This window comes from Burkholderia sp. Ed8, from assembly GCF_040761425.1.
GTDB classification, from domain to species: Bacteria; Pseudomonadota; Gammaproteobacteria; order Burkholderiales; family Burkholderiaceae; genus Burkholderia; species Burkholderia seminalis.
Genome location: NZ_CP142886.1, coordinates 3469971 through 3492733 on the forward strand (window position 1 = coordinate 3469971; position 22763 = coordinate 3492733).

Genomic DNA, 22763 nt, shown 5'->3' on the forward strand with positions numbered 1-22763 from the left:
CAGGAATCACAGTTAGTGACGAATTGGTGTCGCTGTTGATGCAGCGTGAATAAGGCGCCGCATTGGCCATGTTTCTGCATACTGGCCAAGCACCGAAGCCTCTTTATCAGCTTGATCGATCGATCCACGGTCGTCGATCACAACGATGATCGACATGTCAGCCGTTAGCGGCTTGCCACGAAGATCGACCAATTTGTAAAGCTCCGACGCGGCGGCTGCCGGATGAGCTGAAATGGCATCGATCTGAGTTTCGCCTTGCATCAAGTCAAATCCATACTCCTTCCCTGACATCCCACGTGCTCGAACAGTACTTTTCACAGCCGGCGTGTCCGGATGAATCGCCGTCAAATACAACTGAGCCTCTTGCACAAGCCTGGATTGTTTATCCGCTAAATCGGTACCGGCGTTTTCGTCGACCCAATCTGATACGTCCAACAACGCACTCACGTAGCGCGCGAAACCTGCAGGCATCTTCGAGTCCTGCACGTACGATTCAATCTCACCAGACTCGCTGACGAGCACGTCGTACTTCGCAACCAAAGATCTTATCGACTGGTACTTCCGCGATTGAAACGAACGGATGCCTCTTCCCATCGCGGGAAAAGTGTTTCTTGCGAATCGAAAAATCTCACCATGCCATTAAGGTGTTCAGCATAGATAGTGAAGGGCGTTCCGTCCGAGAAGCCGAACGGTGTATCGAGCGCCATGATGCCGCCGTCCTCGGCCGCCAGCGTCTCGCAGCCGAAGCCGAGCTTCCCGCAGATGTCTTGGCAAAGGTTCGTGGTCATAGCAGTTGAAGAACATATGGGTCCGGCAACTCACCGGAGAGAGTCAGGTTAGTCCTTGTGCAGAACTACTTCAAGGCATCCTCGTAACCGTATTGCTGCCAAGCCGCTTCACCAGCGATCCGATCTCGTCCGATGTGTTCGTGGGACACTCGATGTGGATCCACCTTCTTCCGTCCGTTCTAAAGAAGGTCAAGCTGATAGACGCGGCGCCTGGCCTTGAATTCCTGCTTGTAGATGGTGAACAGAAAGTGCGAGGAAGGCGGCCGCTGCCCATACTTCACAAGTAGGTCGGCAGTAACGCCTTGAATTCGCTTCCCATCATGATCCGTCACGCCGAAAGCACAGTTCGCGGTTCCCCAAAGCTCAGGAGACCAGTCCCACTCACCTGGCTCACCAAATTTTATAAGCGCGATAATCGCCCGTGCCTCGTCGCTCGGACCGTCATCCCGCCGAACTTCGCTTTCCAGTTGTAGTAGGTCGCTTCCGAGATGCCGTACTTGCGGCACAGCTCCGCCGGCTTCAAGCCAGCCTCGGCTTCCTTCAAGATGCCGATGATCTGTTCTTCGGTGAATCGCTTTTCATTGCCGTTCCTCTCTTGACCCTGACCCAAGAAATAGTCCGGTGCAAAAGTAGAGAAATTCGGCATGATGTGTCCAAGCGGACACGAAGGCCATGCCATGAAGACGAGCAAGTTTACGGAAGAGCAGATCGCATTTGCCCTGAAGCAAGCCGAGCTGGGTACGAAGGTCGAAGAGATCTGCCGCAAACTCGGAATAAGCGAGGCGACTTTCTACAACTGGAAGAAGAAATTCGGAGGGTTGGGGCCTTCTGAGCTGCGCCGCTTGCGCCAGCTCGAAGAGGAAAACGCGAAGCTGAAGCGGCTCGTGGCGGACCTGAGCCTGGACAAGGCCATGTTGCAGGACGTACTCGCAAAAAAGCTCTGAAGCCTGCCCGTCGGCGCATGTTGATCGATGAATTGCGTGATCGCTATCGAACCAGCCTGACGAAGACTTGCGCGTTGTTTGGCATGTCTCGTTCGCTGTATCGGTATCAGTCGGTTGCGCGCGATTCGTCGGCGCTGCTCATGCGTATCAAGGAAATCACCGCCACGCGCGTGCACTATGGGTATCGGCGCGTTCACGTGGTCCTGCGACGGGAAGGCTGGCGAGATAACTGCAAGCGCGTCTACAGGCTGTATCGGGCGGAGGGCCTTTCACTGCGGCATAAGCGACCACGACGTAACAAATCGGCTCGGCTGCGACAGCCCAAGCATATCGTGACCGCGATCAACGAAATTTGGAGCATGGATTTCGTTGCGGATGCACTGTTCGATGGGCGACGCCTTCGGACTCTGACCGTCGTCGACAACTACACACGGGAATGCCTGGCCATCGAGGTTGGACAAAGCCTGAAGGGAGAGCATGTGGTCGAAGCGCTGACGCGTATCACCGCCATGCGCGGGCACCCTGCCACGATCAAGGTCGACAACGGCAGCGAGTTCATCTCGAAGGCAATGGATCGCTGGGCGTATGAACATGGCGTCGAACTGGATTTCAGCCGGCCGGGCACGCCTACTGACAACGCCAAGGTCGAAAGCTTCAACGGGCGCTTCCGGCAAGAATGTCTGAACGCGCATTGGTTCTTGTCATTGGCCGACGCGCAGAGCAAAATCGACGACTGGCGCACGTACTATAACGAGGTGCGTCCCCACTCTGCATTGCAGTGGATGACGCCCGCCGAATTCGCCCGTCAGGCAAGGGAATCCGCCTCGCCTGACAACTCAACCAAGCCGGAAATCTCCACTTCCGACCGGGACTAATTCTGGTTCAGGGTCACAAGCCGGAAATCTCCACTTCCGACCGGGACTAATTCTGGTTCAGGGTCAACAAGCCGGAAATCTCCACTTCCGACCGGGACTAATTCTGGTTCAGGGTCACCTGGTAGATGACTTTCTCTTCGACGTAGTAGGCGTTACTCGCTCGGCACAAGCGGGTAAGGAAACGGATCAGCATTTGATGCACAAGGGTTGTTCAGGAAAGTTAACGGCATGGCACGCGCGAACCTTAGCGGAAAAGCAGCAGCGCGTGCGAACGGGTGCGGACGTTGTCTGCGCAACGACCGGGAAACGCAAAGTGATTCGAGCGCGGGCCTTCCGAGATATTCCCGATTTACGCCGCCCAGGTGTTGGACGGAATACCGGTCGGGCTGAGCAATATGCAATACGAACGCCAAAAAGCAAAAAGCCCGGCTCATCGAACCGGGATTTTTGCTTGAATTTGTTGGGGTGACTGATGGGACTCGGACCCACGACGACAGGAATCACAATCCTGGACCATTTTCGAAGTAATTCATCACGTTAGAACATAGCAACGCTCCAGCGCCGCGTCCAGCATCGGGCTGGTTACCCCCATCTTCCAGAAAGTGCATGCGGGCTTGTCAAGACCGCGACCGCATCGCCTATCGTCTGCTGAGAACGACTCGGCTCCGGGTGAGTGAACCGTACCGGTCACATTCAAAGTATGCGCTGTCCATCGCATTCATATTGATCATATGAATGCGTGCAAGATTTCACTCCTCGGCGGCACGCCACGAAAAATTTAAGGAAATCTGTTTGCGACCCTTGATTTTGGAGAAATTTTGCATACCCTTTTGTCATCTGTGTGGCCGCTTACATAGATACCAAAACAATACAAGTTAAAGGACCAACAATGACAAAGCATTTTCTCAACGCGCTTCGTGTGACCGTGTTCGCGCTGATTATTGGGCTTGCTGCTTCAGCTCCCCGTACGGCAGTGGCCTGTCCAGATGGCCAATATGAGTCGTGTGTATTTACAACGTGCTGGTGTATGCCATCCGGCGGTACGGTCATTAAGGCTGTTGACCCGCTCCCAGACATCCTAAATATCGCAGGGAATGTTGTTCGGGGTAATATTAATCAAATCTCTCAATCGGTTGGCTCGCTTGTAATCAAAGCGTCATGTCCAGGATGTTCAGTCGCGGCCCATACCTTGATGGAAGCAAACGATCGAGCATTCGCGGAAGCGGTCGTTGGTCGAGGGTGGCTCGTATTTTTAAGCACAGGGTCACCGTCTATTGTTTTAGCGGATGCAGCAACTAGCGTCGCGAAGGAATATAAGCTTACTCACCCACAACCCAATCCGATGACCGTTGCCCCTTCACCAGAACGCGGAGTGAAACACTATACTGTTCGAAATGCATTGTGTAGTGTCCAATCGACAGACGACATGGTTGCGGCCGGATGGGTAGATCCTCCGAGCTTTTCTGATCCTAACGGAAAGGTAAGTATTTTTCCCGGAGTCGATCTGGTCGAAGGAGACTTGCTTGATGTTCAAGCAAAAAATGATACAAAAGATTGTCCTGCTCCACCTAACGGGCAAACCCGCCCCTCATCCTTCAAGATGAAATATTCGTACTCGGCTGTCGCACCCGGCACCCAGGCTACGACAATAAAATATGTTTTGACTGGATCAATCGTAAAACCCTGACGCCCGACCTCAGAAATAAAGCGCCTTACTTGTCGTATTATCGCTAATAATTATTAAACCTGCGCCGCTTTTATGCGGTGCAGGATATAACTTCCACCATCACTTCAAGAAGAAGTGTACATTTATAAGGGTGCTGGAGCGCATGCCATTCCGTCCGCGGGGTAAAGTTGAAGCATCTCCCGCGCCGCCTCGACGTTCGACGTCGTCAGCCATTCTTTCCAGTCGTCCGGCCGCAGGATCACGGTCGGCTGCTTCCTCGCATGGTCGGTGCATGTACGGAGTGACCGGAACAACTGCTGCCATTCACGTGCCGTCGCCGCATGTCTGCGGAGGGGTCGTCGATGCGATTCCGGTAAAATCTGCACGCTCACGAAATGTGAGTTTAGATGATTATTCGAAAGCGACAGCGGACATCCCTTATGTTGAAATTCTTGGGCATTGGTGCACAAAAGTGCGGTACGACGTGGCTATATCACGCCCTATCTCGTCATCCGTCCCTCGCGTTTCCCGGAGGAAAAGAGGTGCATTTTTGGGACGCGCATCGGGCCCGTGGCCTGGCTTGGTACTCTGCCCTTTTTTCAGATGAGACGCGGACGAATGGCGACATTACGCCCGCCTACAGTTTTTTGCCGCTTGATGTCGTTCGCGAGGTTGGAGCGTTCGCGCCGGACTTGCGCTTGATTTACATGATTCGGGATCCGCGGGAACGGGCCTGGTCGTCAGCACGCATGGCGCTTGCCCGCGCAGAGATGACGCATGAGGAAGCATCAGACGAATGGTTCATTGATCATTTCCGGTCGCGTGGCTCATTGGGTCGCGGCGACTACGAGCTATGCATTCGTAACTGGCGATCAGTCTTCGGTGAAGACCGCTTGTTAGTCATTCGTTACGAGAATTTGATCGAGGATGCTGTCGCCGTCGCCAATCGATGCCTAGCTCATCTTGGAGTTTCCGACGGCTGGTTTGGTGAAGAGGATCGAGCAGTTTTGCAAGAGCGGCAATTCGAGGGCGATGGCGTTCCCTTGCGCCCCTCTTTGCGTCCGATTCTGGATGCACTATACGCAGGACGGGTGTCTTCGCTGGCTCGGTATTTGCGTGAAGATTTTTCGGCTTGGCAAAGCTAATCCTGCTTGGCGCTGAAGGCTCAGCGAGCGGTCATGCTCGCCGGCCAAAAACCTCGCCAACAAGGGCGATCTCGCCGGCGCCCAGGGGCAGTTGTATCGGCTGATGCATCTGCTACGCGAGGAGATGCGGCGCGCGGGGATGCGGTGACTTGCACGAAACTCTCCGAGCCACGCAGCAGCATCGTCATCACGCAGCGTCCCGGATGTGAAAAGCCCCGCATGGAGCGGGGCTTTGCCAGGATCGCAGATTTTATAAGCTTAGGCTCACTGATCGACGCCTACGCCTTCATTTCTTTAAGTATGCGATCAAATTCAGCGCGAATTCGGTCAACGCTTTCAACGCTTGTCATCTGACTCACTAGCTGCTTGGCAAAAGTCACAATCGCCGGCGTGGGAATCACCAGTGAGAGGGCGGCTAGCGGAGGTCCGTCGAGTTGTTCGACATGGAACTCGATTCGGCACACCGCCGGTCCAAATCCAAGTCGCGTCACGCCATCGACAAACAGTGTAGGTAGTGGCTGTTTGGCCGCGACTGGTGTCACCGGATCTTGTGTGTCGGGGGTGGATGTCATGCTTGATCTCCAAATATTTCATGCTCATCGCAGAACGGCCTAGCATACATAGATTCATTTGTCAGCCGATCTGCCTCATACGCCAGCTGCGAGTATGGGATTAGTTTCACTGACAATGCACAATCGAAGGCATGCGCCACTTTCATGAGCGTATCTAGTGTATGACCGCCGATTTCTGGGTCTTCAAGGCGACTGATAGCAGATTGCTGGGTATCCAGCATCCGCGCCAAATCTGCTTGACTCCAGTCTCGCCCTCGGCGATTAGCTCGGATTTGCCAAGCGATTCCTTGCTCGACAGCTGCTTCCATGTAGGCTTGTCTGAATTCCTCGTCTACCCATTCTGCACGCCCCGACACGTGTGGGGCGTGCTCCGTGATTGATATGTATTGAGGATAAGCGCTACGTTGTTTTGGCACTACTTCCGAAACAAAGACGTGATCGGTCGTCGCCGGTTTGTTCACAAGCACCCCGAGCATCGTTTGCGGATTGTCGATAAGTAGAAGGCTCATAGACGTTATCTTTCTCGATTCCGGAGTTTGTTAGAACAAATGCATCGTTTTTCGAGCGGAAGTGTCCGAACGCACGATGTTGCGTGGAGTTCTCGTCCTTGAATCTTATCACATAGATGTGATTTCCGAGCGGGCTTGCGTGCGGCCGATCCCACTCATCAGGCGCTTGGTGGCGCAAGTGATCCCGTGTCCGGGAAAAGTTCGCGCGAGCCTTCTTGGATAGTCTTTTGACCCAATCGTCGATCACATCATTGCCGCGGTGGTCCAGATAGCACCGCCACTGCCACCCATCTTTTGGTACCAAGTCAGTCCCCGTTTGCGTGTATTTGTTCGGCTCGCAGGACGTCTCCACTGACCTGTGGATACGCGGCTCCCGTCCTCGCGCAAACGGTAATTATAAGAATCCGCAAGCGAAACCACCACAATGAAAGAACAACCGGGAAAATTTGTCGCCAGAGTCCTGGACCAATGTGCTGGGCAAACTGTAATCGCTCCCCCTGTCCCCGTCATCCGGCGCCTGAAAGTCCCGCGGCTCGCGGGAGACCTTCGATGTAATCCCCCCACCATTGCATCATCTTCCGGCGCTCGGGCAGGTACTCGGCGTGGTTGTAGGCCGCCCGGACGCCGTCGCGCTCGCTGTGCGCCAGTTGACGCTCAATCCAGTCGCGGTTGAAATTGTGCTCGTTCAGGATAGTCGACGCGAGGCCGCGGAAGCCGTGCCCCGTCATCCGCGAGTGGTAGCCCATTCGGTACAGAGCGTAGAGGATCGTGTTCTCGCTCATCGGCTTCTTGGAACTCGACCGACTGGGGAACAGGAACTGGCTCTGGCCGTTCTGTTCGCGAAGCTTGGCAACAACCTCGAGCGCCTGTTTTGACAACGGCACGATGTGCGGCGTACGCATCTTCATCTTCTCGGCCGGTATCTTCCACTCCTTCTTCTTTTCGTCGATCTCTTTCCACTCAGCGAACCGCAGTTCGCTCGTGCGTACGAACGTCAACGCCATGAGTTGCAGCGCCAGCCGGGTCTGATAGTCGCCCTCGTACGTATCGATCTTCTGCATGAGTTCAGGCAGTTCCGCCTCGCTGACGCGCTTCATGTGGACGACAGTACGAGTCTTCAGCGCGCCGCGGAGATCGGGCGCAGGATCGCGCTCCGCCCTGCCGGTGGCAATCGCGTATCGAAAGATCTGGCTCGTTGCCTGAATCGTCTTGTGCGCAAGTTCGATCGCATCGCGAGCCTCGATCTTTCGAACCGCCGCCAGCAACTCGGGCGCCGTGATCTCGGCGATCGGTCGTGCACCGAGTACCGGAAACAGCTCGCGCTCGAGCAACTTCATGATTCGGTCAGCGTGTCGCTCGCTCCAAGCGCCCTTCTTCTGCTCGTGCCACTCCCGCGCGATGGGCTCGAATGAGTTCTCGCGGTCCAGGCTGCGCTGAGCCTTCACGCGCTTTTTCTCGTGTGAGGGATCGAGGCCGCCGCGCAACTGCTCTTTAATCTCGTCACGGGCCTTTCGAGCAGCCAATAAGGTGACAGCCGGATAGACCCCGAGGGCCATCCGTTTCTCCTTGCCGTCGATGCGATACTTCAACCGCCAGTACTTGGACCCGTTCGGCATGACCTCGAGGTACATGCCTTGGCCGTCGGCCAGCTTGTAGGACTTTTCGCGGGGCTTGGCCGCACGGACAGCGACATCGGTAAGGGGCATTTGAGCGAGGGGGCATTTCGATGCCCCAGATCCGGAAAACTGCCCCCTACGATGCCCCCCGGGTTCCGTGGGTGTCAATGAGAAACGCTGGGCAACGCTGGCAACAAAAAGCCCCGTAAGTGCTTGACTGACGGGGCTTTTTGGCCAAACATGGGATTGCTTGGGAGTATATGTGGTGCGTGAGGCCGGACTCGAACCGGCACACCCTTGCGGGCGTCAGGACCTAAACCTGGTGCGTCTACCAATTTCGCCACTCACGCGCATTTCCGTCGCCTGACCGCGCGGCACGCAAGATGCGTGCGCCACGCGCCCGGGACTTCCGGGACTTTCATGCCGGCCCGAAAACCGGCACGCCCGATCAGGCGAGCGCGAGATTCTACCCGATCCGTGCGGCCTTGTCTCGCCCCGCCGGCACCCATCGTGCAGCGATGCTAGAATGCCGCGCTCGACGTTTCGGCACCGCGCCGCCGCGCGTCCCCCGAACCCGCCCCCACCCGATTCCGCCCGTGAACTTCGACGACTACTGTCAGCAAAAGGCCGCCCCCGCGGGCTCCAGCGTCTACTACGCGCTGCGTCAGGCGCCGCTCGCCACGCAGCCGCGCCTGACGGCGCTGTTCGCGCTGCGCCGCGAACTCGAGGAAACCGTCAAGGAAACCAGCGACCCGACCGTCGGACACACGAAGCTCGCGTGGTGGCACAAGGAACTCGCGGCGCTGGCCGACGGGCAGCCGTCGCACCCCGTCACGAAGGCACTCGCGCAGCATCACCCGGCGATCGCGGCCGAGGCCGATGCGTTGCGCACGCTCGTCAACGGCTACGGGATGGATCTCGAACAGGCGCGCTACCTCGATTTCGCGAACCTGCAGCGCTACATCGCTCAGGCGGGCGGCACGTTCGCGTCACTGGTTGCGCGCGCAAGTGCCGCGAACCCGGCCGACCCGCAGCCGTGGGCCGCGGAGGCCGGCCGCGCGCTGATGCTCGCGCAGTTCGTGCAGGAACTCGGCAACGACGCGCGCCACGGCCGCATCTACCTGCCGATCGACGAACTGCAGCGCTACAACGTGACCGCGGCCGATCTGCTGAATCGCCGCTACAGCCCGGCCTTCACCGAATTGCTGCAATTCCAGACGGCCCGCGCGCGCGAAGCGCTCGCCGCCGCCGACGCGGCGATCCCCGCGTCCGAACGCCGCGCGCAGCGCACGCTGCGCGCGCAGATCGCGCTGGCCGGCGCGCTGCTCGACGAAATCGAGCGCGACGGCTACCAGGTGCTGCACCAGCGCATCGCACTGACGCCGATCCGCAAACTGTGGATCGCGTGGCGCGCGTCGCGGCGCCGCTGACCCTTACGCGTCACGCCTTCAACAGCGGCAGCGTGTCGAAGCGCTGCTGCAGCACGCGCGTCGCGTCGAGCCCCCACCACGGCCCGAGCACGGTGGCATAAAGCTGGCGGAAATCGACCGCGACCGGCAGGTTGCCGTTGCCGTCGAGCCGGCCGAGCGCGGGTGGCGCGCCGTACAGCCCGCCGGCCACGCGGCCGCCCATCACGAAATGCGGCGCGGCCGTACCGTGATCGGTGCCGTTGCTCTGGTTCTCGCGCACCCGCCGCCCGAATTCCGCATACGTCATCACGAGCGTCTGGTTCCAGCGCCCGAGTTCGATCAGCGCGCCACGCATCGCGCTCATCCCTTCCGCGAACTGCTTGAGCAACGCAGCCTGCTGCCCCGGCTGGTTCTGGTGCGTATCGAAACCGTTGAGCGTCAGACGCAGCACCGCGACGCCATCCTGCGCGCCGGGCCCGGACGCCTCGCACGCGGCCAGCACCTGCATCGCGGTCTTCACCGACGTGCCGAACGCGCCGGCCGGGAAGGCCGTCCTGAACTCGCGCATGCCGCCGCGCGGCCGCAGCCGGTCGGCCGCCTTCACGATGTCGTTCTCGACGTCGATGATGTGCGCGAGCGCCGGGTTCTGCTCGCGCAGCGACGACGGCTCGGCGAGCCGCGCCGCCCGGATGAACTGCGCGGGGTTGACGAGCGCGATCGCACGCGCGCCGTTCGACAGCGGCCCCATCTCCGCGCTGCCGAGGACGACGCCGTCCGCCGCGAAACCGGGCGGCACGGGCGCCTGCGCGAACGTGCGCGTCAGCCACCCTTCATGCAGATACTGGTCGGAGCGCGATGCGGTGTCCCAGATCTCGATCGAACGGAAATGCGACAGGTTCGGCTGCGGATAACCGACGCCTTGCACGACCGCGACCTGCCCGTCACGCCACAGCGGCATCAACGCCGCGAGCGACGGGTGCAGCCCCGTGTGCGCGTCGAGCTGCAGCACCTGCTCGCGCTTGATGCCGATGCTGCGCCGGAACTGGTAGTACAGCGGGTCCGCGTACGGCACCACCGTATTGAGGCCGTCGTTGCCGCCCTTCAGCTCGACGAGAATCAGCACGTTCGCGTACCCGGCCGCCGGTTGCCGCCCCGCCTGCGCCGCGGAAGCGGCGATCGCGGGCGCTTGCCACATCGACACGCCGGCCGCGGCCGCGGCGCCGGTCAGCGTCAGAAAATCACGTCGGTTCATCGCGCATCCTTTGGTTCGCCGTCCGGCACGTTTGCCGCGGCGGCGCCCCGCTTCGTCGTCGTTTGCATCATTTCAGCTGATAGGCCGGATCCATCAGCAGCGCCTCGAGATACGCGCTGCCGGTCGAATCCGTGTCGATCGCCGCGACCGGCGACAGTTGCAGCACCGCGTGCTGCAACTGAAGCTCGGTCGACAATCCGGCGATTGCCTGCGGCCGCGCGCGATATTGCGCGAGCCAGCGTTCGAGGTCGAACCGCAGCCCGCCACGCGCGGGCCTGGCCGGCGTGCCGCGCATGCCGGCCGCGGACGCCATGTCGGCCACCGGCATCGCATGCGCCCGCGCATTCGGCGGCGGCGCCATCGGATGCGCGGGCACGCGCATGCCGGCCGTCTCCGTCGCGCGGAACAACTGTTCGACGAACTGCTTGCGCGACAGCAGCGTGGTGCTGTTGATCCACAGCGCGCCGCCCGGCCAGCCTTTGACGTTCGGCGGATAGAACAGGTTCTGCCCGAGCGTGCGCACGGTGTTCGCGAGCATCTGCGGATCGCCGTACGCCACGTCGAACAGCCGCACCGACCCGACGACGAACTCGGCCGGCGACTTGACGAGCACGCCGCGGTTGCGCGGATCCCAGAACGCGTCGGTCGACCACAGCGCGGCGAGCGCCGCGCGAATGTCGTAACCGCTCGCGCGGAACCGGTCGGCGACCGTATCGAGCGCCCCCGGATCGGGCGTGTCGGACACGAACTCGCGCCACAACTTGGCGGCGATGAAACGCGCGGTGCCCGGCCGCTTCAGCAGGATGTCGAGAAAGCCGTCGCCGTCGAACGGCCCCGTTTCGCCGAGAATCGTCTTCTCGCCGGCGTCGTGGGTGTCGGGCCGCACCTCGAAGCGCAGCGTATCGGGATCGATCGTCCAGCCCGTCATCGCGCGCGCGGCCTCGGTCACGTCGACCTGCGTGTAATGCCCTTCGCCGAGCGTGAACAGCTCCATCACCTCGCGCGCGAAATTCTCGTTCGGACGCCCCTTGCGATTGCTCGCGCCGTCGAGATACTGCAGCATCGCCGGATCCTTCGCGACCGCATGCAGCAGCGTGCCGAAGTTGCCGAGCGCCTCGCGGCGAAACAGCGCGTTCTGCGCGGCCATCGTCTGCGGGTAAGGCACCTTGTCCTGGCCCGACGTGAAGTGCCCGTGCCAGAACAGCGTCATGCGCTCGGTCAGCGGCGACGGCGTGACGACCATCTCGTTGACCCAGGCGGCACGCAATTCATCGTAGCGGCGGTTGCGCTCGCGCTGCTCGTCGCGCCGCATGTCGGGCGTCAGCGCCTGGCGCTGCGCGCGCGTCGGCGGCGGCTCGGCGATCCAGTCGGGCCATGTCGTCGCGGGTTCGCGGCGCACGCTGCCGAGCGTGTCGGCCACGATCTGCGCGCGCGTCATGCCGACGACACGCGCGACGTCGGCGGGCGCGGGAGAGAAACCGGTGCGACTGAGGAAAAACAGCGCGTCGTCGGCATCGAGCGGCGACTGCATGGCAGGCGACGACGCCGGTATGGCAGCGTTCGCTTTCATCGTCATGGACTCTCCCGGAACGCACCGGCGGTGCGGATGCCGGTACAACGGCATTCGGCACGCGAAAGTTGACCGAAAAAGTGCTACGAATTCTTTCTGCGCGGGGCGGGCCGCGCAGGGCAAGGACGGCACGTGTCAGCGCTTGTACAACTCGCGAACGGCATCTTCGATGTGCTGGCGCAACAGGTGCCGCTCTTCGGGCGTCATGTGCCCGTCGCGGCGGCGCTGTTCGAGATCGGGGGGCACGGCGGAACGAACCGTCGCCTCGGCGGCACGGTCTGGCTGCGGCGCTTTGCCGCGCGGCAGCTTGCGCGACGGTGCGCCCTGCTCGGGGCGCTGCGCATACGCGAAGTTCGACGCATACGGACCGGCGAGCGCGATCGTCAGCGTCAGTGCAATCCGGAAAGATCGCATGACCGTCCTCGCTTCTTTGGTCGATTTGTTCCCTTCGTCACGCGGCAACCGGCTACCTCTGGTACTTGAAAAACCCTGCGGAAATCGGGTGTACAAAGATGAAAGATGGAGTGCAGGGAGTATCTACCGAATTTCGGCTTCGAGTAAAGGAATCTATATAGCCTGCCTTTACTCGGCGCGACACTACGGGTAAATTTTGTAACCGACTGTAACGCACGAAAATACGTGGCCGTGCGTCAATTCCCATTCGCGATAAGATGCCGATCATGGAAACGAAAAACCCCTCCAAGATTCTCGTCGTTGACGACGACCCTCGCCTGCGCGATCTGCTGCGCCGCTATCTCGGCGAACAGGGTTTCAACGTATACGTCGCCGAAAACGCGACCGCGATGAACAAGCTCTGGGTACGCGAGCGTTTCGACCTGCTCGTGCTCGACCTGATGCTGCCGGGCGAGGACGGCCTGTCGATCTGCCGCCGCCTGCGCGGCAGCAACGACCGCACGCCGATCATCATGCTCACCGCGAAGGGCGAGGACGTCGACCGCATCGTCGGGCTCGAGATGGGCGCCGACGATTACCTGCCGAAGCCGTTCAATCCGCGCGAACTCGTCGCGCGCATTCATGCGGTGCTGCGCCGCCAGGCGCCAGCCGAACTGCCGGGCGCACCGTCGGAAACCACCGAGGTGTTCGAGTTCGGCGAATTCTCGCTGAATCTCGCCACGCGCACGCTGACGAAGTCCGGCCAGGAAATCCCGCTGACGACCGGCGAATTCTCGGTGCTGAAAGTGTTCGCGCGTCATCCGCGCCAGCCGCTGTCGCGCGAAAAGCTGATGGAGCTCGCGCGCGGCCGCGAATACGAAGTGTTCGACCGCAGCCTCGACGTGCAGATCTCGCGCCTGCGCAAGCTGATCGAACCGGATCCGGGCAGCCCGCGCTTCATCCAGACCGTCTGGGGCCTCGGCTACGTGTTCATCCCGGACGGCGCCGCCTGACCTTTCTCCCTCCCGGTTTCGCCCGTCCACGGCCCGTCCCATGCGTATCGACCGGCGCCTCCTGCAGCTCGCGTTCGGCGGGCTGTTCTGGCGCACCTTCCTGCTGATCGCGCTGCTGATCTCGGTCAGTCTCGCCGCGTGGTTCCAGAGCTTTCGCGTGATCGAGCGCGAGCCGCGCGCGCAGCGCGTCGCGCTGCAGCTCGTCGCGGTCGTCAAGCTCACGCGCACCGCCCTGCTCTATTCCGATCCCGATCTGCGGCGCGCGCTGCTGCAGGATCTCGAGAGCAACGAGGGCGTGCGCGTCTACCCGCGCGAAAAGACCGACAAGTTCAAGCTGCAGCCCGACGAATCGCTGAACCGCCTGATCGAACACGACATCCGCAGCCGCCTCGGCGACGATACCGTGATCGCGCAGTCGGTCAACGACATTCCCGGCGTGTGGATCAGCTTCAAGATCGACGACGACGATTACTGGGTCGCGCTCGACCGCGACCAGCTCGACAACGTCACGGGCCTGCAATGGGCCGGCTGGGGGCTGTTCGCGCTCGCGCTGTCGCTGTTCGGCTCCGCGTTCATCACCAGCCTCGTGAACCGGCCGTTCTCGCGGCTCGCGCTCGCCGCGCGCCAGGTCGGTTCGGGCCAGGCGCCCGAACCGCTGCCCGAGCGCGGGATGGGCGTCGCGGCCGACACCAACCGCAGCTTCAACCAGATGGTGCGCGACCTCGAACAGCTCGAGGCCGACCGTGCGCTGATGCTCGCGGGTATCTCGCACGACCTGCGCACGCCGCTCGCGCGGCTGCGGCTCGAAACCGAGATGAGCCCGTCCGACCAGGCGACCAAGGACGCGATGGTCGACGACATCGAGCAGATGGACCGCATCATCGCGGCCTTCATCGACTACGCGCGCCCGTCGCAGCGCAAGCCCGAGCCGGTCGACCTGTCGTCGATCGCGCAGGAAGTCGCCGCGCGCGTCTCGGGCGAGGACGGCGTCGAGATCCGCACGCGGCTCGTGCCGAGCGCGATCATCGAAGCGGACGAGACCGACATGCGCCGCGTGATCGGCAACCTCGTCGAGAATGCGCGCAAGTATGGCCAGAGCAAGCAGGACGGCGTCTCGCGCATCACGGTCGAGACCCGCGTGTCGCATGCGCGCGTCGAGCTGTCGGTGAGCGACGAAGGCCCCGGCATCCCCGAGGATCAGCTGCCGCTCGTGATGCGCCCGTTCTACCGCGTCGACACCGCACGCACCAAGGCGGACGGCACGGGCCTCGGGATGGCGATCGTGCTGCGGCTCGTCGGCCGCTATCGCGGCGCGCTGCGCCTGCGCAACCGGAACCCCGACGCGGGCCTCGAAGTCACGCTCGAATTCCCCGGCGCCGGCAAGGCGCGTGCGACCGCGTGACACGCGCGCGCCTGCCTCCCGCGCGTCACACTATCGATCCGGTTGAAAAAAGCTATGAGGATCGTTAGTCAAAATCTATTGAAGTGTTTTACTAATAGTGTTATAGTTTGCCTCATGCTGTCACATCATCGTTGCAGCACCGAGGTAGCTTGACTCAGTCTTCTTCCCCATTCACACAGGAGTATCCGCATGAAAACCGTGGGCGATAAACTCGAAGCTTTCACCGTCGTAGCCGCGAAGCCGGGCTTCAACCATCACGAGGAAAACGGCCAGTCGGCGTTCGAGACCGTCACCGAAGCGTCGTTCCCGGGCAAGTGGAAGATCATCTACTTCTATCCGAAGGATTTCACGTTCGTGTGCCCGACGGAAATCGTCGAGTTCGCGAAGCTGACGAAGCAGTTCGAAGAGCGCGATGCCGTCCTGCTCGGCGGCAGCTCGGACAACGAATTCGTCAAGCTCGCATGGCGCCGTGAGCACAAGGACCTCGACAAGCTGAACCACTACTCGTTCGGCGACGTCAAGGGCGAGCTGATCGACCAGCTCGGCGTGCGCGACAAGGAAGCCGGCGTGGCCCTGCGTGCAACGTTCATCGTCGATCCGGACAACACGATCCAGCACGTTTCGGTGAACAACCTGAACGTCGGCCGCAGCCCGGAAGAAGTCCTGCGCATTCTGGACGGCCTGCAGACGGACGAACTGTGCCCGTGCAACCGTGCAGTCGGCGGCGCAACGCTGTAAGCGCATCGATGCACGAAGCCCGCGGCGCACGTCCTGCCTGCGGGCTTTTTTAACGGCCAACCCATAGGAGATATCAATGGAATTCATCGACTCGATTAAGGCACGTATCCCCGATTACGCGAAGGACATTCGCCTGAACCTCGACGGCACGATCTCGCGCTCGTCGCTCGAAGGCACCGACGCGGTGGGCGTCGCGCTGGCGGCGGCCATCGCGGCGAAGAGCACCGTGCTCATCAAGACGATCCGCGAAGCCGGCGTCCTGTCGCCCGAAGAGACGAACGCCGTGCTGACGGCGGCCGCGCTGATGGGGATGAACAACACCTGGTATCCGTATGTCGAGATGGCCGACGACGCCGACCTGAAGACGCAGCGCGCCGAGCTGCGGATGGGCGCGTATGCGACGCACGGCGGTGTCGACAAGCGCAAGTTCGAGATGTACGCGCTCGCCGCGTCGATCGTCGGCAAGTGCCACTTCTGCGTGAAGTCGCACTATGCGCTGCTGAAGAACGAGCAAGGCATGACCGTCACGCAGCTGCGCGACGTCGGCCGCATCGCGTCGGTGATCAACGCCGCCGCGCAGGTGATCGCCGCCGAAGGCGAATAAGCGGTCGCGTGCCGTGCGGCAGCCATGCCGCGCGGCGCCCGCTTCAAACGACGATGCCACGCCGACGCGTGGCATTTTTCATTGCAGCGGCATCGCGCGGGGCGAACCGCGCGATGCCGCCGGCAGCCGTCAGCCGCCCTGCTTCACCAGCAGCGCGGCGGCCTGCGCCTCGATGCCTTCGCCGCGGCCGAGATAACCGAGCTTCTCGTTGGTCTTCGCCTTCACGTTCACGCGATCGAGCGGCAGCCCGAGATCGGCCGCGATGTTCGCGCGCATCCCGTCGATATGCGGCGCGAGCTTCGGCGCCTGCGCGATCACGGTGCTGTCGACGTTCTGGATCGTGAAACCCGCCGCCTTCACGCGCTCGGCGCACGCACGCAGCAGCACGCGGCTGTCCGCGCCCTTGAACGCCGCGTCCGTGTCGGAGAAATGACGGCCGATGTCGCCGAGCGCCGCCGCGCCGAACAGCGCGTCGGTGATCGCGTGCAGCAGCACGTCCGCGTCCGAGTGGCCGAGCAGGCCGCGCTCGTACGGAATCGTCACGCCGCCGATGATGAGGGGGCGTCCTTCGACGAGCTGGTGCACGTCGTAGCCTTGTCCGATTCTGAAATCCATGCGTGTTCCGATTGAGAGGGGGTGAATGTCAGGAAGCGTTCGCGGCACGCGCGAGGATCGCTTCCGCGAGCGCGAAATCTTCCGGGTACGTGACCTTGAAATTGCGCAGGCTGCCCTGGACGACGCGCGGCGTGTGGCCCGCCCATTCGATCGCGCTGGCCTCGTCGGTCAGGTCGTGCCCTTCGCGCTGCGCGCGCAGGATCGCCTCGCGCAGCATGCCGATGCGGAACATCTGCGGCGTCTGCGCCTGCCACAGCGCGTCGCGCGATTCCGTGCGCGCGATCGCGTCGCCGCCGGCCGGCACGCGCTTGAGCGTATCGGCCACCGGCAGCGCGACGATGCCGCCGACGGGGTCGTCCTTCAGCGTCGCGACGAGCGTGCGGATCAGCGCCGGCGTGATGCCCGGGCGCGCCGCGTCGTGCACGAGCACCCAGTCCTGGTCGGTCGCGCCGAATTCGGCCAGTTCGAGCAGCCCGTTCAGCACCGACGCCTGCCGCGAGCCGCCGCCGCAGCGGCGCACCGCGAAACGCAGGCCCGCGAAGCGGCGCGCGTCGAAATGGGAATCGTCGGGCGCGAGCACGACGAGCGTCTGCGCGAACTCGCTGCACGCGTCGAACGCGGCGAGCGTGTAGTGCAGCAGCGCGCGGCCGGCCAGCGTGCGGTATTGCTTCGGCACGGCCGAGCCGGAACGGCTGCCCGTGCCGGCACAGGGAATCAGGGCGAAAAGTCGGGGAGTCACGAAGGGAAACGCCGGAAAGATGAAATCGAGAAGCGGATTTTATAATAGGTCTTTCGTCTCGACCGGCGCACCGCGATGCGCCCGTGCACGCCACCCCTGTCGTCCCTATGCCAGATAACGCTTCCAACCCGTCAGCCTCCCCCGTTGCCCGCGTCAAGCCCGGCCAGCGCTTCGCCTTCGACGGCGCGCACGGCTCCGCCGACGCGCTCGCCATCGCCCGTTATCTCGCCGACAACCGTCAGGACGTGCCGCTCCTCGCGGTGATCTGCGCGAATGCGGTCGACGCGCAGCGGCTGTCGCAGGAAATCCGCTATTTCTCGCCCGACGCGCGCGTGCGCCTGCTCCCGGACTGGGAAACGCTGCCGTACGACACCTTTTCGCCGCACCAGGACCTCGTGTCCGAGCGGCTCGCGACGCTGCACGACCTCGGCGAGGGCCGCTGCGACATCCTGCTCGTGCCCGCGACCACCGCGCTGTACCGGATGCCGCCCGCGTCGTTCATGGCCGCGTACACGTTCGCGTTCGCGCAGGGCGAGCGGCTCGACGAGGCGAAGCTGAAGGCACAGTTGACGCTGGCCGGCTACGAGCACGTGAGCCAGGTCGTGCGGCCCGGCGAATACTGCGTGCGCGGCTCGCTGATCGACCTGTACCCGATGGGCTCGCCGCTGCCGTACCGGATCGACCTGTTCGACGACCAGGTCGACTCGATCCGCGCGTTCGACCCCGACACGCAGCGCAGCCTCTACCCGGTGCGCGACGTGCGCCTGCTGCCCGGCCGCGAGTTTCCGTTCGACGAAGCCGCGCGCACGGCCTTCCGCAGCCGCTGGCGCGAAACCTTCGAAGGCGACCCGAGCCGCGCGCCGATCTACAAGGACATCGGCAACGGCGTGCCGTCGGCCGGCATCGAGTACTACCTGCCGCTGTTCTTCGACGAAACCGCCACGCTGTTCCACTACCTGCCGCAGGACGCGCACCTCGTGTTCACCGGCGATCTCGAGGCGTCGATCCGCCGCTTCACCGCGGACACGAAGCAGCGCCATGCGTTCCTCTCGCACGATCGCGAGCGGCCGATCCTCGAGCCGCAGCGGCTGTTCCTGTCCGACGAGGATTTCTTCGCGTTCGCGAAACCGTTCGCGCGCGTCGTGCTGCCCGCGCAGCCGGCCGGCGGCTGGGCAACCGCGCTGCCCGAGCTGACCGTCGACCGCCATGCGGACGACCCGCTCGCGTCGCTGCGCACCTTCGTCGAAACGTCCGGCAAGCGCGTGCTGCTGACCGTCGAATCGGCCGGCCGCCGCGAGACGATCCTGCAACTGCTCGCCGAGCATCACCTGCGCCCCGCGTCGAACGACCACTTCGCGGGCTGGCTCGCGAGCGACGAACGTTTCGCGCTCGGCGTCGCGCCGCTCGCGAACGGCTTCGCGGTGCCGGGCGAAGGCTACGCGGTCGTCACCGAAACCGAGCTGTACGGCGCGCTCGGCCGCCGCGCGGGCCGCCGCCGGCAGGAACAGGCGAGCAACGTCGACGCGATGGTGCGCGACCTGTCGGAGCTGAAGGTGGGCGATCCGGTCGTGCACTCGCAGCACGGCATCGGCCGCTACCTGGGCCTCGTCTCGATGGATCTCGGCGAAGGCGAGACCGAATTCCTGCATCTCGAATACTCGGGCGAAAGCAAGCTCTACGTGCCCGTCGCGCAATTGCACGTGATCTCGCGCTACAGCGGCGCCGACCCCGACAGCGCGCCGTTGCACGCGCTCGGCTCCGGCCAGTGGGAACGCGCGAAGCGCAAGGCCGCGCAGCAGATCCGCGATACGGCCGCCGAGCTGCTGAACCTGTACGCGCGTCGCGCGGCCCGCGAAGGCCACGCGTTCACGCTCGACCCGCGCGACTACGTGAAATTCGCGGAAAGCTTCGGCTTCGAGGAAACGCCCGACCAGGCCGCGGCGATCGCGGCCGTGATCGGCGACATGACGAGCGGCAAGCCGATGGACCGCCTCGTGTGCGGCGACGTCGGCTTCGGCAAGACCGAGGTCGCGCTGCGCGCCGCGTTCATCGCGGTGCTGGGCGGCAAGCAGGTCGCGCTGCTGTCGCCGACCACGCTGCTCGCCGAGCAGCACACGCAGACCTTCGCCGACCGCTTCGCGGACTGGCCGGTGCGGATCGTCGAGCTGTCGCGCTTCAAGACCACGAAGGAAGTGAACGCGGCGATCGCGCAGATCAACGAAGGCAGCGTCGACATCGTGATCGGCACGCACAAGCTGCTGTCGTCGGACGTGCAGTTCAAGCGCCTCGGCCTCGTGATCATCGACGAGGAACACCGCTTCGGCGTGCGCCAGAAGGAAGCGCTGAAGGCGCTGCGCGCGGAAGTCGACGTGCTGACGCTCACCGCGACGCCGATCCCGCGCACGCTCGGGATGGCGCTCGAAGGGCTGCGCGATTTCTCGGTCATCGCGACCGCGCCGCAAAAGCGGCTCGCGATCAAGACCTTCGTGCGCCGCGAGGAGGAAAGCGTGATCCGCGAGGCAATGCTGCGCGAGCTGAAGCGCGGCGGCCAGGTGTACTTCCTGCACAACGAAGTCGAGACGATCGAGAACCGCAAGGCGATGCTCGAGGCGCTCGTGCCCGAGGCGCGGATCGTGATCGCGCACGGCCAGATGCACGAGCGCGAGCTCGAACGCGTGATGCGCGATTTCGTCGCGCAGCGCGCGAACGTGCTGCTGTGCACGACCATCATCGAGACCGGCATCGACGTGCCGAGCGCGAACACGATCATCATGCACCGCGCGGACAAGTTCGGCCTCGCGCAGCTGCACCAGCTGCGCGGCCGCGTCGGCCGCTCGCATCACCAGGCCTATGCGTACCTGCTGGTCCACGATCCGCAGTCGCTGACCAAACAGGCGCAGCGCCGGCTCGAGGCGATCCAGCAGATGGAGGAACTCGGCTCGGGTTTCTATCTCGCGATGCACGACCTCGAGATCCGCGGCACCGGCGAGGTGCTCGGCGACAAGCAGTCGGGCGAGATCCACGAGATCGGCTTCCAGCTCTACACGGACATGCTGAACGACGCGGTGAAGGCGCTGAAGAACGGCAAGGAGCCCGACCTCACCGCCCCGCTCGCCGCGACGACGGAAATCAACCTGCATGCGCCCGCGATCCTGCCGGCCGACTACTGCGCGGACGTGCAGGAGCGGCTGTCGCTGTACAAGCGGCTCGCGAACTGCGAGCACGGCGACGCGATCGACGGCATCCAGGAGGAGTTGATCGACCGCTTCGGCAAGCTGCCGCCGCAGGCGCACGCGCTCGTCGAGACGCATCGGCTGCGGATCGCCGCGAAGCCGCTCGGCATCGTGAAGATCGACGCGAGCGAGGCCGCGATCGGGCTGCAGTTCGAGCCGAATCCGCCGATCGATCCGATGCGGATCATCGAGATGGTGCAGAAGCACCGGCACATCAAGCTCGCGGGCCAGGACAAGTTGCGCATCGAGACGCGCTCGCCCGATCTCGCGATCCGCGTGTCGACGATCAAGGAAACGCTGCGCGCGCTCGGCCCGAAACAGGGCGCGGCCGCCGCGGCGCGCTGACGCGATACCGGCGGGCGCGACGTTGCTGCACCGCATCGCGCCCGACGAAGGCGGCCCGGCGCGTTTTTGAGTATGATTTTCCCATTCATCAGACGGAGTTTTGCCATGTCCACTCTCGACGCGACGGCGCCTTCCGCCGCAACCCGGGGCGACGAATCGCTCGTCAGCCTGCCCTGGGTCAAGCAACTGGTGTCGATGGACACGACGAGCCGCGTGCCGAACCTCGGCCTGATCGAGACGGTACGCGACGCACTCGCCGCGAAGGGCATCGCTTCGACGATCACGCACGATCCGCGCGAAGGCTGGGCGAACCTGTTTGCCACCGTGCCCGCGCACGACGGCACAACGAACGGCGGCATCGTGCTGTCGGGGCATACCGACGTCGTGCCGGTCGACGGCCAGCAATGGGACAGCAACCCGTTCGCGCCGGAGATCCGCGACGGCCGCCTGTACGGCCGCGGTACCTGCGACATGAAGGGCTTCATCGGCGCGGCGCTCGCGCTGCTGCCCGAGATGCAGGCGACGAAGCTCGCGAAGCCGATCCATTTCGCGCTGTCCTACGATGAGGAAATCGGCTGCGCGGGCGCGCCGCTGATGATCGCCGACCTCGTGAAGCGCGGTGTGCAGCCGTCGGGCTGCATCGTCGGCGAGCCGACCAGCATGCGGCCGATCATCGCGCACAAGGGCATCAACGCGTACCGCTGCTGCGTGCGCGGCCACGCGGCCCATTCGTCGCTGACGCCGAAGGGGCTCAACGCGATCGAATATGCGGCACGCCTGATCTGCCATATCCGCGACATCGCCGACCGCTTCCGTGCCGAAGGCCCGTTCGACGAACTGTACGACGTGCCGTTCACGACCGCGCAGACGAGCACGATCCAGGGCGGCAACGCGATCAACACGGTGCCGGCCGAGTGCCGCTTCGATTTCGAATTCCGCAACCTGCCCACGCTCGACCCCGAGCAGATCTTCACGCGCATCGAGGCGTATGCGCGGGAAACGCTGCTGCCGCAGATGCTGCGCGAGCATCCGAACGCCGCGATCGAGTTCTCGAAGATCGCCGCGGCGCCCGGCCTCGATGCAACCGAACAGGCCGCGATCACGCAGCTCGTGCGCGCGCTGACGGCCGACCAGGACAAGCGCAAGGTCGCGTACGGCACCGAGGCCGGCCTGTTCGAACGCGCGGGCATCCCGAGCGTCGTGTGCGGGCCCGGCAACATCGAGCAGGCGCACAAGCCGAACGAGTATGTCGAGCTCGCGCAGCTCGCCGGCTGCGAGCAGTTCCTGCGCAAGTTCATCCGCAGCATGTCGGTCGACGCGCACTGACTGCCTCCC

The 22763-nt window shown here is 63.1% G+C and carries 21 protein-coding genes, 1 tRNA gene and 2 pseudogenes; 10 read left to right on the plus strand and 14 right to left on the minus strand.

Annotation, left to right across the window (positions count from 1 at the left end; genetic code table 11):
* Positions 1-12 precede the first annotated feature (12 nt).
* From VXM69_RS29910 to VXM69_RS29920, 3 genes and pseudogenes are all read right to left on the minus strand, one after another.
* Positions 13-540: a hypothetical protein gene (locus VXM69_RS29910; RefSeq protein ID WP_367189688.1), complete on the minus strand. Its 528-nt coding sequence runs from the start codon at positions 538-540 to the stop codon at positions 13-15.
* Between the two features lie 5 nt (positions 541-545).
* Complete coding sequence (locus VXM69_RS29915) at positions 546-788, minus strand: hypothetical protein (protein ID WP_367189689.1); 243 nt, start codon at positions 786-788, stop codon at positions 546-548.
* Between the two features lie 436 nt (positions 789-1224).
* A pseudogene (locus VXM69_RS29920) lies at positions 1225-1398 on the minus strand (transposase); the annotation flags it as partial.
* A 67-nt stretch (positions 1399-1465) separates the two neighbouring features.
* Between VXM69_RS29920 and VXM69_RS29925 the strand changes: the two are divergent.
* A protein-coding gene (locus tag VXM69_RS29925) for an IS3 family transposase (protein ID WP_088578745.1) occupies positions 1466-2607 on the plus strand; the annotation gives its coding sequence in 2 pieces (ribosomal slippage) (positions 1466-1718 and positions 1718-2607; 1143 coding nt in all).
* Positions 2608-3496: 889 nt separating this feature from the next.
* Positions 3497-4294 (plus strand): hypothetical protein, encoded by a 798-nt coding sequence (locus VXM69_RS29930; RefSeq protein ID WP_141727496.1) that lies wholly within the window; start codon positions 3497-3499, stop codon positions 4292-4294.
* A gap of 122 nt (positions 4295-4416) precedes the next feature.
* Here the strand turns inward: VXM69_RS29930 and VXM69_RS29935 are convergent.
* A pseudogene (locus tag VXM69_RS29935) lies at positions 4417-4567 on the minus strand (DUF159 family protein); the annotation flags it as partial.
* 146 nt (positions 4568-4713) lie between these two features.
* Here VXM69_RS29935 and VXM69_RS29940 point away from each other — a divergent pair.
* Positions 4714-5418, plus strand: coding sequence for a sulfotransferase (locus VXM69_RS29940; protein ID WP_083286596.1), 705 nt, complete (start codon positions 4714-4716; stop codon positions 5416-5418).
* Between the two features lie 278 nt (positions 5419-5696).
* On the opposite strand, the gene VXM69_RS29945 is transcribed toward VXM69_RS29940, so the two are convergent.
* The 5 genes from VXM69_RS29945 to VXM69_RS29965 all read right to left on the minus strand — a co-directional run bounded on the left by VXM69_RS29945 (position 5697) and on the right by VXM69_RS29965 (position 8465).
* On the minus strand, positions 5697-5990 hold the full coding sequence (locus VXM69_RS29945) for a hypothetical protein (RefSeq protein WP_141727497.1): 294 nt from the start codon (positions 5988-5990) through the stop codon (positions 5697-5699).
* Positions 5987-6499, minus strand: a complete 513-nt coding sequence (locus tag VXM69_RS29950; RefSeq protein ID WP_083286597.1) for an XRE family transcriptional regulator — start codon at positions 6497-6499, stop codon at positions 5987-5989. Before VXM69_RS29950 ends, VXM69_RS29945 begins: the two co-directional genes overlap by 4 nt.
* Positions 6390-6851 carry a type II toxin-antitoxin system RelE/ParE family toxin gene (locus tag VXM69_RS29955; protein ID WP_367189690.1) on the minus strand — a complete coding sequence of 154 codons (462 nt, stop codon included), beginning with the start codon at positions 6849-6851 and terminating at the stop codon, positions 6390-6392. Before VXM69_RS29955 ends, VXM69_RS29950 begins: the two co-directional genes overlap by 110 nt.
* Positions 6852-7005: 154 nt before the next feature.
* Entirely contained in the window at positions 7006-8205 is a 1200-nt protein-coding gene (locus VXM69_RS29960; protein WP_069706295.1) for an integrase arm-type DNA-binding domain-containing protein, read from the minus strand.
* A gap of 173 nt (positions 8206-8378) precedes the next feature.
* Positions 8379-8465 (minus strand) — tRNA-Leu (locus tag VXM69_RS29965).
* 246 nt (positions 8466-8711) lie between these two features.
* Between VXM69_RS29965 and hpnD the strand changes: the two genes are divergently transcribed.
* The gene (gene hpnD, locus VXM69_RS29970) at positions 8712-9545 is read left to right on the plus strand and encodes a presqualene diphosphate synthase HpnD (protein WP_034188778.1); all 834 of its coding nucleotides are present in this window, start codon (positions 8712-8714) and stop codon (positions 9543-9545) included.
* A 10-nt stretch (positions 9546-9555) separates the two neighbouring features.
* Here the strand turns inward: hpnD and VXM69_RS29975 are convergent, their stop codons facing one another.
* The 3 genes from VXM69_RS29975 to VXM69_RS29985 form a co-directional block, all read right to left on the minus strand.
* Positions 9556-10776 (minus strand): DUF1501 domain-containing protein, encoded by a 1221-nt coding sequence (locus VXM69_RS29975; protein WP_175027188.1) that lies wholly within the window; start codon positions 10774-10776, stop codon positions 9556-9558.
* A 67-nt stretch (positions 10777-10843) separates the two neighbouring features.
* Entirely contained in the window at positions 10844-12346 is a 1503-nt protein-coding gene (locus tag VXM69_RS29980; RefSeq protein WP_367190227.1) for a DUF1800 family protein, read from the minus strand.
* A 135-nt stretch (positions 12347-12481) separates the two neighbouring features.
* Positions 12482-12760, minus strand: coding sequence for a hypothetical protein (locus tag VXM69_RS29985; protein WP_034188780.1), 279 nt, complete (start codon positions 12758-12760; stop codon positions 12482-12484).
* A 266-nt stretch (positions 12761-13026) separates the two neighbouring features.
* On the opposite strand from VXM69_RS29985, the gene ompR reads away from it, so the two are divergent.
* From ompR to VXM69_RS30005, 4 genes are all read left to right on the plus strand, one after another.
* The gene (gene ompR, locus VXM69_RS29990) at positions 13027-13752 is read left to right on the plus strand and encodes a two-component system response regulator OmpR (RefSeq protein WP_004199523.1); all 726 of its coding nucleotides are present in this window, start codon (positions 13027-13029) and stop codon (positions 13750-13752) included.
* A gap of 40 nt (positions 13753-13792) precedes the next feature.
* Entirely contained in the window at positions 13793-15154 is a 1362-nt protein-coding gene (locus tag VXM69_RS29995) for an ATP-binding protein (RefSeq protein ID WP_367189692.1), read from the plus strand.
* A 189-nt stretch (positions 15155-15343) separates the two neighbouring features.
* On the plus strand, positions 15344-15892 hold the full coding sequence (locus VXM69_RS30000) for a peroxiredoxin (protein ID WP_034188782.1): 549 nt from the start codon (positions 15344-15346) through the stop codon (positions 15890-15892).
* A 76-nt stretch (positions 15893-15968) separates the two neighbouring features.
* Positions 15969-16496, plus strand: coding sequence for a carboxymuconolactone decarboxylase family protein (locus VXM69_RS30005; RefSeq protein ID WP_011352388.1), 528 nt, complete (start codon positions 15969-15971; stop codon positions 16494-16496).
* Positions 16497-16625: 129 nt separating this feature from the next.
* Here the strand turns inward: VXM69_RS30005 and ispF are convergent, their stop codons facing one another.
* Both ispF and ispD read right to left on the minus strand, forming a co-directional pair.
* A complete protein-coding gene (ispF, locus tag VXM69_RS30010; protein ID WP_034188783.1) occupies positions 16626-17111 on the minus strand; it encodes a 2-C-methyl-D-erythritol 2,4-cyclodiphosphate synthase in 486 nt (161 codons plus the stop codon).
* A 28-nt stretch (positions 17112-17139) separates the two neighbouring features.
* On the minus strand, positions 17140-17850 hold the full coding sequence (ispD, locus tag VXM69_RS30015; RefSeq protein WP_059561773.1) for a 2-C-methyl-D-erythritol 4-phosphate cytidylyltransferase: 711 nt from the start codon (positions 17848-17850) through the stop codon (positions 17140-17142).
* Between the two features lie 107 nt (positions 17851-17957).
* On the opposite strand from ispD, the gene mfd reads away from it, so the two are divergent.
* Entirely contained in the window at positions 17958-21428 is a 3471-nt protein-coding gene (gene mfd, locus VXM69_RS30020) for a transcription-repair coupling factor (RefSeq protein ID WP_034188785.1), read from the plus strand.
* 105 nt (positions 21429-21533) lie between these two features.
* Positions 21534-22754 carry an acetylornithine deacetylase gene (argE, locus tag VXM69_RS30025; protein WP_034188786.1) on the plus strand — a complete coding sequence of 407 codons (1221 nt, stop codon included), beginning with the start codon at positions 21534-21536 and terminating at the stop codon, positions 22752-22754.
* Positions 22755-22763: the final 9 nt, after the last annotated feature.